This is a genomic window from Dysgonomonas sp. ZJ709, from assembly GCF_011039195.1.
GTDB lineage: Bacteria > Bacteroidota > Bacteroidia > Bacteroidales > Dysgonomonadaceae > Dysgonomonas.
Window position 1 is genome coordinate 109,433 of the sequence record NZ_JAAKEM010000013.1, and the last position, 13,104, is coordinate 122,536.

The 13,104-nt window shown below is 37.8% G+C and carries 11 protein-coding genes; 5 read left to right on the forward strand and 6 right to left on the reverse strand.

All coding sequences use genetic code 11. The features are described 5' to 3' along the window. The first annotated feature begins 8 nt into the window (after positions 1-8). Together G7Y56_RS10635 and rplQ are read left to right on the forward strand one after the other, a co-directional pair. The gene (locus G7Y56_RS10635) at positions 9-1,001 is read left to right on the forward strand and encodes a DNA-directed RNA polymerase subunit alpha (RefSeq protein WP_165043296.1); all 993 of its coding nucleotides are present in this window, start codon (positions 9-11) and stop codon (positions 999-1,001) included. Between the two features lie 8 nt (positions 1,002-1,009). Then, the gene (gene rplQ, locus G7Y56_RS10640; protein WP_165020978.1) at positions 1,010-1,537 is read left to right on the forward strand and encodes a 50S ribosomal protein L17; all 528 of its coding nucleotides are present in this window, start codon (positions 1,010-1,012) and stop codon (positions 1,535-1,537) included. 303 nt (positions 1,538-1,840) lie between these two features. Here the strand turns inward: rplQ and pbpC are convergent, their stop codons facing one another. Beyond that, positions 1,841-4,147 carry a penicillin-binding protein 1C gene (gene pbpC / locus G7Y56_RS10645; RefSeq protein ID WP_370457686.1) on the reverse strand — a complete coding sequence of 769 codons (2,307 nt, stop codon included), beginning with the start codon at positions 4,145-4,147 and terminating at the stop codon, positions 1,841-1,843. A gap of 187 nt (positions 4,148-4,334) precedes the next feature. Here pbpC and G7Y56_RS10650 point away from each other — a divergent pair, with 187 nt between their 5' ends. The 3 genes from G7Y56_RS10650 to G7Y56_RS10660 are packed head-to-tail and all read left to right on the forward strand — an operon-like array spanning position 4,335 to position 6,927. Continuing rightward, on the forward strand, positions 4,335-5,369 hold the full coding sequence (locus tag G7Y56_RS10650; protein ID WP_165043300.1) for a lysylphosphatidylglycerol synthase transmembrane domain-containing protein: 1,035 nt from the start codon (positions 4,335-4,337) through the stop codon (positions 5,367-5,369). 18 nt (positions 5,370-5,387) lie between these two features. Further along, entirely contained in the window at positions 5,388-6,245 is an 858-nt protein-coding gene (locus G7Y56_RS10655) for an alpha/beta hydrolase family protein (protein WP_165020975.1), read from the forward strand. Positions 6,246-6,276: 31 nt separating this feature from the next. Continuing rightward, entirely contained in the window at positions 6,277-6,927 is a 651-nt protein-coding gene (locus G7Y56_RS10660) for a response regulator transcription factor (protein ID WP_165020974.1), read from the forward strand. On the opposite strand, the gene G7Y56_RS10665 is transcribed toward G7Y56_RS10660, so the two are convergent. The 5 genes from G7Y56_RS10665 to G7Y56_RS10685 form a co-directional block, all read right to left on the reverse strand. Continuing rightward, positions 6,924-7,595: a helix-hairpin-helix domain-containing protein gene (locus tag G7Y56_RS10665; protein ID WP_165043302.1), complete on the reverse strand. Its 672-nt coding sequence runs from the start codon at positions 7,593-7,595 to the stop codon at positions 6,924-6,926. The two genes, G7Y56_RS10660 and G7Y56_RS10665, sit on opposite strands and share 4 nt — an antisense overlap. 102 nt (positions 7,596-7,697) lie before the next feature. Continuing rightward, positions 7,698-8,639 (reverse strand): thioredoxin-disulfide reductase, encoded by a 942-nt coding sequence (gene trxB / locus G7Y56_RS10670; RefSeq protein WP_165043304.1) that lies wholly within the window; start codon positions 8,637-8,639, stop codon positions 7,698-7,700. A 114-nt stretch (positions 8,640-8,753) separates the two neighbouring features. Next, positions 8,754-9,392, reverse strand: a complete 639-nt coding sequence (locus G7Y56_RS10675; RefSeq protein ID WP_165043306.1) for a LolA-like putative outer membrane lipoprotein chaperone — start codon at positions 9,390-9,392, stop codon at positions 8,754-8,756. A gap of 87 nt (positions 9,393-9,479) precedes the next feature. Next, positions 9,480-11,954, reverse strand: a complete 2,475-nt coding sequence (locus G7Y56_RS10680) for a DNA translocase FtsK (protein WP_165043308.1) — start codon at positions 11,952-11,954, stop codon at positions 9,480-9,482. Positions 11,955-12,544: 590 nt separating this feature from the next. Further along, positions 12,545-12,838 (reverse strand): HU family DNA-binding protein, encoded by a 294-nt coding sequence (locus G7Y56_RS10685; RefSeq protein WP_165043310.1) that lies wholly within the window; start codon positions 12,836-12,838, stop codon positions 12,545-12,547. Positions 12,839-13,104: the final 266 nt, after the last annotated feature.

The window sequence follows — 13,104 nt, forward strand, 5'->3', positions numbered from 1 at the left end:
AAATTTTCATGGCTATATTGGCATTTCAGAAACCGGATAAAGTATTGATGTTAGAAGCGGATGATTTCTTCGGAAAATTCGAGTTTCGTCCCTTAGAACCAGGCTATGGTATTACTGTTGGTAATGCTCTACGTCGTATTCTGCTTTCGTCTCTTGAAGGTTTTGCAATCACATCTATAAAAATCGATGGTGTTGAGCATGAGTTTGCTACAGTACCGGGAGTTATAGAAGATGTTACAAACATCATTCTAAACTTAAAACAAGTTAGATTTAAGCAAATCGTAGAAGAGATCGAAAATGAGAAAGTAAGTATTACTATCTCAGGTACAGAAGTATTCAAAGCTGGAGATATTGGAAAACATCTATCAGGATTTGAAGTTTTAAACCCTGATCTCGAAATTTGTCGTTTAGATAAGAGTGCAAACTTTCAAATCGAGTTGAATATTAACAAAGGACGTGGATATGTGCCTGCTGACGAGAATCGTAATCTATCCGACGATGTTAATGTTATAGCTGTTGATTCTATTTATACTCCTATTCGTAACGTAAAATATTCTATCGAGAACTATCGTGTAGAACAAAAAACGGATTACGAGAAACTAGTAATAGAAATAGCGACCGATGGATCTATTCATCCCAAAGATGCTTTGAAAGAAGCAGCTAAAATTCTTATTCATCACTTTATGTTGTTCTCGGACGAGAAGATCCTTCTTGAACAAAGTGAGGCTGATGGTAACGAAGAGTTTGACGAAGAGATACTTCACATGCGTCAGTTACTTAAAACTAAGTTGGCAGATATGAACCTTTCGGTTCGTGCTCTTAACTGTTTGAAGTCGGCAGAAGTAGAAACTTTAGGAGAACTTGTTCAATTCAATAAGAATGATCTTCTTAAATTCAGAAACTTTGGTAAGAAATCTCTTACTGAGCTTGATGAATTATTAGATAGCCTGAATCTTTCTTTTGGAATGGATATTTCTAAATATAAATTAGACAAAGAGTAATAAGCTATATGAGACATAATAAGAAATTTAATCATTTAGGACGTACTAGCTCGCATAGAAATGCTATGTTATCTAATATGTGCGTATCCTTGATTATGCATAAGCGCATCTTTACAACTGTTGCTAAAGCGAAAGCTTTAAGAAAAGTTGTTGAACCTATTATCAATAAATCAAAAGAAGATACTACTCACTCAAGACGTTTAGTATTTCAAGACCTTCAAAGCAAAGCTGCTGTAACTGAGTTATTCCAAAATGTATCTCAGAAAGTAGCTGATCGTCCGGGAGGATACACACGTATTATCAAAACAGGCGCACGTCTGGGAGATAATGCTTCAATGTGTTTTATTGAGCTAGTTGATTACAACGAAAATATGTTGAAAGAGAAGAAAGCTGCTGCTAAGGGTAAAACTCGTAGATCTTCTGCTAAGAAGAAAGATGAAGTTGTTGCAACAGAAGCAAAAGCATCTACTAAAAAAGCTGAAGTAGCTCCTGAAGCTCCTGTGGTTAGTGAGGAAACTCCTAAAACAGAAGAATAAGAAGTTACGCTATGCGTATAAAAACAAAAAAGTATCCTAATTTTAGGATACTTTTTTGTTTTTGTAAGTTTAGCGATCTTATAATTAAGGCGAGAGCCTTAACGAATGTAGCATTCAGTTCTGTTTAGTAAGGTTGGAAAGTCTTCGCAAGCAATAGTTACATAACGTTTATGATTACTTGTCTAAATAGAAGACGCATTCCAATCCCAAACGCTGCATTTGTATTTGTAATTTTTTCATCTTTTTTCAATTTATTTTACGAAAACAATGTAAGTATCTGTTTAGAAGTGTATTACTCTTTGTCTATTTTACTGAAAATTTTATTGAAAGGCTCGCCCCTGTTTCATCAACTACGGTTAATCTATGTTCACCTTTCGACGGAGTATATTCCTTTTTATGAAAATCTTTTGTTTCACCAATGAATTCGTTATCCAAATGCCAGAATACACGATTGTGGGGAGAACGATGAGCCAACTCGAATACAATTTGTCCTTCAGACCCATCCAGCTGTTTAGGTAAATTTACAGTTGTATTCGGAAACGGATAAATGAATTCCATTAATTTCACGTTCGAGTCTTTTCTGCACTCGGGCGAATAGGGTGGAAGTGCACGATAGACGGGGTGCTGTTCTTTATAATACCATTCCCACGATGGGGGAAGAATAAACCACGATGTATGCACAATGCCCCTACTGCCGGCACAGTCCTCATATACTTGGTATTGCATATCTTCTGACAGATGTACTAATTTGTGATAAGCACATACCGCCGCATCTAATCCTTTTTTAGGTATCCATGTCGTATCTGCCGATGATTCGGGACAATTAATACTTTTTAAACAACCACTTTCGCGACAAGTCTCAGCTTGTACCAAATCGTCTGTTGGCTGTGCAAACCATCTGCTCTGAGGCAGAGAATTAAATATATCGAACAATACCATTCCGGCAGTGCGTGCTCCGGTTAGCCCCGGGCGACCCTCGCCATCGGAATTACCTACCCAGACACCCACTACATATTTAGGGTTGACTCCTACTGCCCAACCATCTCTAAATCCAAAGCTGGTGCCGGTTTTCCATGCTATTTTTTGCATAGAGGGGATTGATCGCCAGTCTATCTCTTCGGGTCGGTTGACATTCGTTAATGCCTCAAGCGTGAGCCATGATGCTCCTGCAGTGAATATAGGTTGTCTGTTGCGGTCTCCTTTTTCATTATTGTCGTCCTTCAATATGTAGGCAAGAGGCTTGTGCTGGTAATATCTGCCATCGTCGTTAAAATCATTTACCGATTGAGCCATCTGCAAGTACATGCAGCTGATATCCCACAGTTTGCCTTCTGCACCACCGAGAATGAGAGATAAGCCGTAATTATCGGCAGATCGGCTTAAAGTAGTCATTCCTGCCTCTTTAAGTAAATTGTAAAATTTAGGAACACTATAGTTGCGGAGCGAAACGACAAATGGGACGTTTAGGGAGCGAGCCAGAGCCTCGGAAGCAGGAGCGGCTCCATCGTATTGCAAGCTGAAATTTTTAGGTGCGAATCCGTTTAGATTGATCGGTACATCGGCTAGCAATTGGTTGGGCAATAGTTGACCTTCCTGTAGCATGGCACAATAAAGAAATGGTTTTAGTATACTGCCTGTACTCCGGGGTGCTTGTATCACATCAACTTGATTGGCTGATATACTTTTCTCGAAATGTACATTTCCGCAATAGGCAATAACTTCATTCTTTTCAATATCAATCACTAGAGCTGCTATGTTATTAACCCCATTCTGAGCAAATTCGGCATTCCAACGTGTTAAGATAGATTCTGTACGTTCTTGTTGGTATTTGTCTATTGTAGATATAATATGTTTTCCTCCCTCTTCTTTATATAACTTGGTTACTAAATGAGGAGCTGTCTGTGGAAGCGCTAGCGGATGGGGTGGGAGTAACTCTGATGTGGCGAGTTCATAATCTATTTTATCTATGATGCCTTTACTATATAGTTGCTCCAGAAGTTTATTTCTTTTAGTCAACAGTTTATCTCGGTTTTTTCCGAAGTGCATCAATGAAGGTGAATTGGGTAAAACAGCCAGTGTTGCTGCTTCTGCCCACGACAGATATTTTATATCGTGCCCGAAATACCGCCACGAGGCAGCCTCTATGCCTACTACATTTCCGCCCATAGGTGCGTGTGAGGCATATAGGTTGAGTATTTCGTCTTTAGAGCAAGAAAATTCCAGACGTGTGGCCAATATTACTTCAATTAGTTTTTCGCCAAAAGTTCGGCTCTCTTTGCGCGAAAGACGAATCGTTTGCATGGTGATCGTGCTTGCTCCGCTTACAATTCTTCCTTTTGCAACATTCTGTTTCGCGGCACGTGCTACTGAAAGTAAATTGACTCCCCAATGGTAGCGGAAATGCTGATCTTCGAATTCTATAAGGCATGTTTTATATTTATCTGGAATAGAGTCTGACGGGGGAAAACGCCATTGCTGATCGTCGGCAATACGGGCTCCCAATAATTCGTTATCTCTGTCTGAAACGACTGTACTGTATGGAACATCGAATAAGGGAGAGGGTAGGGATAATATATACCAAATAAGCAGAATAAAACAAGAAGGGATCATTATCTGATACCTTCTTTTACTGTTTTTATATTTGGTAAGAAGGTGTTTTATATATGATGTTATTATATCCTTATATTTTTTTATCATCTATTTTTAGTTTGCAGTAAGCTTATTAGCATGTAAATGTACGAAAGAAAAGAAAATGACGAAATGTTTTGTTATTTTTGTCTGAATTGAATCGTAATAAATGGAAAAGTCGTCGCAAAGCCTTAATATATGGAAGATTCTTCTGCCCACTTTTATTGGGGTAGGGGTTATTCTGTATATGTTTGGCAAGGAGTTTAATATTGAAGACCTGAAGCAGATATCAATAACCGGGCATACTGTCTTTTGGATTTTTATCGCTTTTTGTTTCATGTTGGGTAGAGATATCGGTTTCACTATTCGTTACCGCTATCTTACTGAGAAGCAACTGTCTTGGAAACAGTGTTTAAAGGTGACCTTCTTAGCCGAATTTGGTACAGCTATAACCCCGTCGTCTGTCGGTGGGTCGAGTATGGCTGTAATCTTCTTATCTAAAGAAAACATTCCCGTAGGTAAAAGTACTGCTATGGTATTTGTTACCTTATTGTTGGACGAACTATTTTTTGTAGTCACTTTTCCCGTTTTATTGTTATTTATTCCTGTTAGCGAGTTATTTGGCGATGCCTCGACTGTAGGAACCAGTGTGTTTATCTTTTTCATTGTAGCCTATATAATGAAAGCCCTATTGTGCACATTATTGATAATCGGTCTTTTCTTTAAACCGCAGGTTATACGGTGGCTTATTATAAAAATATTCAGATTACCGTTTTTAAATCGTTGGCATCGAAGTGCAGTTAAGGCGGGAGACGATTTGATAATCAGTTCGCGCGAAATACGAGGAAAGACGCTATCTTATTGGTTCCCTTTGATCGTTGCTACAATCCTCTCATGGTTCTCCCGATATCTGGTGGTGAATTCGCTGTTTATTGCGTTTTTTCCGGTATACGATAACCTGTTGATTTTTGCTCGGCAGTTTGTAATGTGGGTGTTGATGATGATAAGCCCTACCCCTGGAGCGAGTGGAATTAGCGAAGTCGTTTTCAAACAGTACTTAGGTGAGTTTATACCATTTGTTGGTGTTGTGCCTATAATTGCTTTGCTGTGGCGATTGCTCACCTATTACAATTATTTATTTGTGGGAGCTATAATTGTTCCCCGATGGGCAAAAAAAGCTTTTAGCAAGAAGAAAGAAGAATAAATAAAAAAGTGCAAGTATATGAAAAAGCAATTAAATATTTTATATCTATTCTGTTTTGTTCTCCTGTTGGGGACACCGTCATGTGCGTATGCAGTTCAGCCTACTGAATCTATTGCTTTTGTCGATACGGTAGAAGTATATAGTAACAAAATGGGACGGAGTATAAAGAACGTAGTAATACTCCCGGATGGTTATGATAAAACTAAGGATGTAAAATATCCTGTGCTATATCTTTTGCATGGTCATGGCGGTCGTTACGATACATGGGTGAATGGTACAAAGAAAACACTTCCGCAGGATGCAACCAAGTGGGGGATGATTGTTGTTTGTCCTGACGGACAGAACAGTTGGTATTGGGATAGCCCTATAAATCCTAAGTTGCAATTTGAAACGTATTTAAGTAAGGAGTTAGTTGATTACATTGACAAACAATATAATACTTTGGCTACGCCAAAAGGTCGGGCGATCACTGGATTCAGTATGGGAGGACATGGCGGTTTATGGCTGGGTATCAATCATCCCGATGTATTTGGTGCTTGTGGTTCGATGAGTGGTGGTGTCGATATCCGTCCTTTTCCAAATAATTGGGAGATGAGTAAATCACTGGGTACATATAAGCAAAATCCTAAAGTTTGGGATGAGCATACAGTAATTACACAGTTGGATAAAATAAAACCCGGTGCATTGGCTATCATTTTTGATTGCGGGAAGGATGATTTTTTTTATGATGTAAACGAAAAATTACATAAAGAAATGCTTTCTAGAAATATTCTTCATGACTATATTGTTCGTCCCGGAGATCATAGCCATGGATATTGGAATAATGCAATAGATTATCAAATGCAGTTTTTTAGTAAGTTTTTCTTGAAAAAATGATTACTTTTGAAATTAACCAATTGTGAAATTGATGAAAAATGTTATTGTAGTAGATAGGCAGGATATTACACGCATAGGCATAGAGTCATTACTGCGTGATTCGAAAAATGCATCATCTGTTATTAAGGCTGATGATAAAAAGGAGTTGATAAAACTATTATCGTCTCAGCCCGATTCTGTGGTTATTTTGGATTATTCTCTTTCCGATTTTGTAAGTGTAGATGATCTCTTAAATGTGAGTTCCCGATTTGCAGATAGCCGATGGCTTCTGTTTTCTGACGAATTGAGTGGCGAATTCTTGAGGCGATTGCTATTTAGCTGTGAGGCTTTTAGTGTTGTACTTAAATCTTGCGATCTGGACGAAATAAATGCAGGATTGGTTCATCTTCTTCGAAACGAACGTTTTATTTGCGGAAGAGTTACCAATCAATTATTGTCTGCACAAAAGCCTAATGTCGAAAAAAATGATCATACACTAACTGCCACAGAAAAGGAAATATTAAAAGAGATAGCTCTAGGGAAAACAACTAAAGAGATTGCTGCTACCCGAAATCTCAGTTTTCATACAATTATAACTCACCGTAAGAATATATTTCGCAAATTGGAAGTTAACAATGTACACGAAGCTACTAAGTATGCAATGCGTGCAGGTATAATAGATGTTGCAGAGTATTATATTTAATCGAAGCTGATATAGTCTTTCAGTCGATTAATATCGTTCTCCGTAAACTCTTCAAGTAAAGTAAGCCGATTGATCGATTCGATATTGCCTTTTCTATCGCGTATATCTAAAATAACCTTGGCTTGTTTGTAGCTAATATACGGATGCTTATTTAACTGCCCGAAGTCAGCTTTATTGATCGCTATCTGATTGGGCTTTCCTTGTAATACTATATATGGTGTGATCTTATCAAACAGATCGTCATCTACTCCCCATACTTCCTTTAGCTGATTAATAGAAGCGTAACCCCCTAATAAATTTCGATATTTTACAATACGGTTGGCAAAACCAGTGCCTATTCCCGGTATTTTCTTTAGATCCGTAGTATCGGCTTTATTAAGCTCGATTATTTCTCCACTGTTTAGTTTTTCTTGACGGGCATATTCGGGATAAGATTGTGTGTAAGTTTTATCCGAATGTGTCTGATTTTCTTCTGCTTCTATCGTTTTTAACCTGGATTGGAATGTATCGAATTCAGTTATATAGTCTTCATTCAAGGCTGGTATATTTTTATCTTTTACCAGCTTTGTAATGATAAATCCTCCTCCGCATAAAACGATAAGGAATAATAATAAAATGATGGCATTTCTATCCTGTTTCTGAAAATATAAGTAGTCTTTCCAGCTCATGTATCAGTTTTGTATTTTGGTTTAAAGTTAAAAATTAAACTGTAAATAAAGAAGGGCGGCTCAATTAATGAACCGCCCTTCCTGTTATTTTATTGAATCTAATTACAATCCTTTTTCGCTCAGATATCTTTCAGCTTCGATAGCTGCCTGGCAACCGGTACCCGCAGCAGTAATAGCCTGACGATATATAGAGTCTGCAACGTCACCTGCAGCAAATACACCTTCTACACATGTTGTCGGTCTTCCCGGTTCAGTTATAATGTAGCCAACTGAATCAAGATTTAATTGTCCTTTGAAAATTTCGGTGTTAGGTGTATGACCAATAGCTAGGAAGAAACCATCAACAGCTATGTCGAATTTTTCTTCATTAGCTTCACCCATATGTCTTACTACATGTACGCCTTCTACTCCGTTTTCTCCGAATAAGCCAACAGCATTACATTCAAAAAGAACTTCTATCTTTTCGTTTGCCATTACTCTGTCTTGCATTACTTTAGATGCACGAAGGAATGATTTACGCACAATCAGAAAAACTTTGCTCGCCAATCCGGCCAAGTAGATTGCTTCTTCGCAAGCGGTATCTCCACCACCTACAACAGCTACTACTTTTTTGCGATAGAAGAATCCGTCGCAGGTAGCACATGCAGATACACCCATTCCGGCATATTTGGCTTCATCGGGTAGACCAAGATATTTGGCACTAGCTCCTGTTGAAATGATAACTGTATCGGCTTCTATTACCTTTTCACCATCAATGGTTACTTTTTTAGGATAGCAATTGAAATCGACAGATGTTGCAATACCATTACGGATATCTGCACCAAATCGTGTCGCTTGTTTTTTTAGGTCTTCCATTAGTTCCGGACCGGTTATACCTTCCGGGTAGCCGGGAAAATTTTCAACCTCTGTAGTTGTAGTTAATTGTCCGCCCGGTTGAATTCCTTCATACAGTATCGGAGCAAGGTTTGCTCTGGATGCGTATATTGCAGCGGTATATCCCGCAGGTCCCGAACCAATAATTAAACAGCGTACTTTTTCGTTCATAATGTTGTTGGTTTATATGTTTTGTTTATAATTATCACAAAGATATAGAATTTATTTATGAATAAAAAATTTATCCATTTCATATTTTTTATGGATTAATAAACAAAATCTATCTTATCTCAAATCTACGATTTCGGCTCTTGGATAGTCTTTCTTATCGAAAGAGAACATTGTGTCGGCTAGATTTACGCCGGTCTGATAATTTTTGATAGACAAAATATTTTGCATACCTGACTTATCGATGATCGTTATTTTTGAGAATATACTAGTTGCTTTATCTATCTGAACGATTATTTTAGTTACATCGCTACCTTTCTTTGTAGGAGTCATCTCTACTTCCAGCACGCTTTTAGCATTCGCTTTTTTCTCACCTTTATACACAAGATTAAATCCGGTCTTGTAGATATTAAATAGTGCCGATGGGCTGATCCCTTGTAGTTCATCGCCCGAAGGGTTACTAATATTTACCTCTTCGGTATCTTTGACATACACCCATTGGGTTTTTCCGTCAAACCAAGTGATGCCGTCAGGAATCTCTATTTTGAATTTATTACCTTTCATATACGCTTTGCCATCGTAGCTATATGTTGCACTTGCTTTTGCATCTTTCGTATCGAAAGTGAAATTGGCAGTAACTCCTCCCGCTTTGTTATATGCGTCAGATGCTTTGTCGAGTATAGCACGGGCATCTTGTGCACTCAGGTTGTTTATTGACGCAGCAAATAGGAAGAGTAGGAGTAATTTGAATTTCATATTTTGTAAGTTTTTATTCTATATTGATCGATTTACACTCAAAAGGTTTAAAACACACCTTGCGTATATATTGTTTTATTCCGATTCTTATTGAAAAGAATTTAGTTTTTGTTCCAAGCTATATTCGTCACTGATTAAAACATCACGGGCTTTACTTCCTTGTGTTGGTCCGACAATTCCGGCAGCTTCGAGTTGATCCATCAATCTTCCTGCACGATTATATCCTATCGAGAATTTTCGTTGTATTAGCGATGTCGAACCTTGTTGATGCACAACAATCAAACGGGCGGCTTCGTCAAATAGCGAGTCGCGGTCGTTGAGGTCGACTCCTCCTATTTTGTCCTCGCTCGATTCACCTACATATTCAGGCAGATCGAAAGCTGTTGGATAGCCATGCTGATCGCCGATGTATCGGGCGATATCTTCTACCTCAGGTGTATCTACAAATGCACATTGAATACGTACCAGATCGCTGCCTTGCGAGAAAAGTAAGTCTCCACGCCCTATCAGTTGGTTTGCGCCCGACATGTCGAGGATTGTGCGCGAATCGATTTGCGATGTCACACGGAATGCCATACGGGCAGGGAAATTGGCTTTAATAGTACCGGTGATGATATTTGTGGTCGGACGCTGTGTCGCAATAACCATATGGATACCTACGGCACGGGCTTTTTGCGCAATACGGGCGATAGGCATTTCTATCTCTTTGCCGGCAGTCATGATCAGGTCTCCAAACTCATCTATGATAACTACTATATAAGGCAAGAACTTATGTCCTTTCAGTGGGTTAAGACGGCGTTTCTTGAACTTCTCGTTGTATTCTTTTATATTGCGGACACCTGCATTCATCAATAGCTCATAGCGGTCGTCCATCTCTCTGGTTAACGAATTGAGCGTTTGTGTCACTTTCGTTACATCGGTTATAATGGCTTTTTCCGAATCGGGCAGTTTTGCCAGATAATGTTTTTCTATTCTCGAATAGATATTGAATTCCACCATCTTAGGGTCTACAAGCACCATCTTCATTTCGGCAGGATGCTTTTTGTAGAGCAATGATGTAATAATTGCGTTCAGTCCGACGGATTTTCCTTGTCCTGTCGCTCCTGCAACAAGCAGATGGGGCATCTTACAGAGGTCGAACATGAAAATTTCATTTGTGATAGTTTTCCCTAATGCAACAGGAAGATCGTATGTGCACTCTTGGAATTTCTTTGATCCTATAACCGTTTGCATCGATACTATTTGTGGATCCTTGTTCGGCACTTCTATTCCGATAGTGCCTTTACCTGGCATAGGAGCAATAATACGAATGCCAAGAGCCGATAAACTAAGAGCAATATCGTCTTCCAGATTTCTGATTTTAGATATACGCACTCCTGCTTTTGGTACTATTTCATATAATGTGATGGTCGGTCCTACGGTCGCTTTTATCGAAGTGATCTCAATACCGTAATTTTGCAAGGTTGTAATAATCTTGCTTTTATTGGCATTTTGCTCTTCCATATCTACACCCTTGCTCCCATTATCATAGACTCTCAATAGGTCGCTCGATGGAAATGCAAAATGTGAAAGATCGAGTGTCGGATCATAATCCTCAAGTTCTTCACCTTCGGGAATCGAATCTTCCAAATCATCATTTTTTGCTATCGAAGTTATTGGCCTGCTAGGTTTGATAGGAATAAATTCCTCGTCTTTAGGAACAATAATCTCAAAGTCTTTATCAGCCTGCAATACAACCGGGGCTTCGAAAGGTATATTGCTCACCAGAGCAGCTTCATCGGGGATTAATTCTTCTTTCTCTTCAGCTAATACACTAGTACTTCTCTTTCTTACGAAAGGAAGCCAGCTAAACCATTTTTTCTTTTCTTTGTCGGTTTCGGGTTCTTCCTCTTCTTCATACTCCTCTTCCGGTTCAGGCTCATACGAATCATCGGTTTTACTTTTCAGCGGATTACGGAATAAGCCACGATAAAATTCTACGGATGTCTTTTTCGTGATAACAAGGAAAATAATCAATAAAAGAAGAATCGCCATCATCACTCCGGGAATACCGATTGTATTTTCTAACAACTGTTCTATGTATTGACCATGTGCTCCACCCCAAACTATATGGCTGTCGCCGAGAAAACGCGAAAGGATAAATGAACTTGTGATCGAGCCCCATATAAGAGCAAAAGTGGATAGTATAAATGCTTTGACAAGGGAAATGCGAATCACTCTCATCCATTGAAGTCCTACAATGATAAGGAATACGGCAATTAGAAGAGAAAATATTCCGAACCACTCGTTAATGAGTCTTTGCGAAATAAATGCTCCGGCAACACCCGTCCAGTTGCTTATCTCTTGTTTTTCGCTAATAAGAGAAAAGAACGATCGATTGACTACTTTACTTTGGTCGGCAGCTCCGGTAACAAAGAATGAAATTTGCCCCAGAAAAATGAATGCTCCAATAAATGTCGAGCATACGCCAAATAAGAAACGAGAACGCTCTTTTCTTATAAATTCGATAAACGAAGTTGCTTTATTTTGAGTTTTCTTTTTCTGAATAGGTTTTTTTGCCATATAGTGCTTGTGTACTCTTTTTATTCTAACTGATAATAAGCACAAATATAACTCTTTTTCACGAAGGTATATCTATGCGGTTTTTATCTTTTGAGATATTTAATGTTAATTGATTGGAGAGGTGTTTTGATGTTTATCTATTAGATATAGGAATCGGGTTAAATTCTGAAATAAATGTAAAAAATACTGCATGGCGGTCACATGTGGCTTAATGATCATAGAAAAGTAACAGTCGAAAACTAAGTGAAAAGTGTCACTTTTAACATCTTTACAGTTGCGTTAATTGCCTGATATATAAATATTAATAGCTTTTCATTTCCCTTTTCACTGCATAGTACCCTACATGAGCTAAGATTTTGAATATAATTTTTCGGTGACAAATTTATACAGATTATATCAGAATAATGTGCATAATATGAATAATATACCGGATATAATTATTTACAGCTATTTATTGCAATATGTAGTATACAAAACATAATACACATTGCAATAAATAGCTGTAAATAAAATTGGATAAAATGATAGATGCTGATTTGAAGTCGTTGTAAATGAAATACTGTCGAAGATATTACAGGCAGCTCATTTTCTTATTTTACAAGAGTAGGCTTATCAGCTTTACTTATCTTCTGCGGCATTGTGGATTTGAATTTGATAACCCTTTTAGATGGTATAATTTTATATACTTCATCTCTGGGATTCCATGCATTTTTTTCTTTAAATACTTTTATCTGGAAAGTTCCAAAATGTTGGATTGTAATTTTTTCCCCCATGCTTATTGAGTCTTTTATCACTTGAATAATTGATTCAAACGCCGACTGCACATTTGCTTGCGAAAGACCTGTTTCTTGTGATACCTGAATGATAATGTCTCTTTTATTCATAAATTGCCAAATAAAGAATTTTTAATTTGATTTTCAGACAAGCCGGCAAAAATAAGCAAGATTCACCTATAAAGTAAACAAATGTGTCAAATTAACCTATTGCTATCTGTAATTCTTTTCAATAGGTTTTATATGTAACTGTATAATATAATTGAAAAGTAGTCCACTAAAATAATTGAAAAGTATACCACCGGTTAAGTAAAATCCGCTAGAGCTTCTAATAAAGCCCTGCATTTTACTAACAAATATTAACATTATAAATTCCT

Bases quoted from the DNA above. Each gene is read 5' to 3' on its own strand.
- rplQ (WP_165020978.1), top strand. From the start codon at position 1,010: ATGAGACATAATAAGAAATTTAATCATTTAGGACGTACTAGCTCGCAT.
- G7Y56_RS10685 (WP_165043310.1), bottom strand. From the start codon at position 12,838: ATGAATAAAAGAGACATTATCATTCAGGTATCACAAGAAACAGGTCTT.
- G7Y56_RS10655 (WP_165020975.1), top strand. From the start codon at position 5,388: ATGAAAAAGCAATTAAATATTTTATATCTATTCTGTTTTGTTCTCCTG.
- G7Y56_RS10665 (WP_165043302.1), bottom strand. From the start codon at position 7,595: ATGAGCTGGAAAGACTACTTATATTTTCAGAAACAGGATAGAAATGCC.
- G7Y56_RS10675 (WP_165043306.1), bottom strand. From the start codon at position 9,392: ATGAAATTCAAATTACTCCTACTCTTCCTATTTGCTGCGTCAATAAAC.
- G7Y56_RS10680 (WP_165043308.1), bottom strand. From the start codon at position 11,954: ATGGCAAAAAAACCTATTCAGAAAAAGAAAACTCAAAATAAAGCAACT.
- pbpC (WP_370457686.1), bottom strand. From the start codon at position 4,147: ATGATCCCTTCTTGTTTTATTCTGCTTATTTGGTATATATTATCCCTA.
- trxB (WP_165043304.1), bottom strand. From the start codon at position 8,639: ATGAACGAAAAAGTACGCTGTTTAATTATTGGTTCGGGACCTGCGGGA.
- G7Y56_RS10635 (WP_165043296.1), top strand. From the start codon at position 9: ATGGCTATATTGGCATTTCAGAAACCGGATAAAGTATTGATGTTAGAA.
- G7Y56_RS10650 (WP_165043300.1), top strand. From the start codon at position 4,335: ATGGAAAAGTCGTCGCAAAGCCTTAATATATGGAAGATTCTTCTGCCC.
- G7Y56_RS10660 (WP_165020974.1), top strand. From the start codon at position 6,277: ATGAAAAATGTTATTGTAGTAGATAGGCAGGATATTACACGCATAGGC.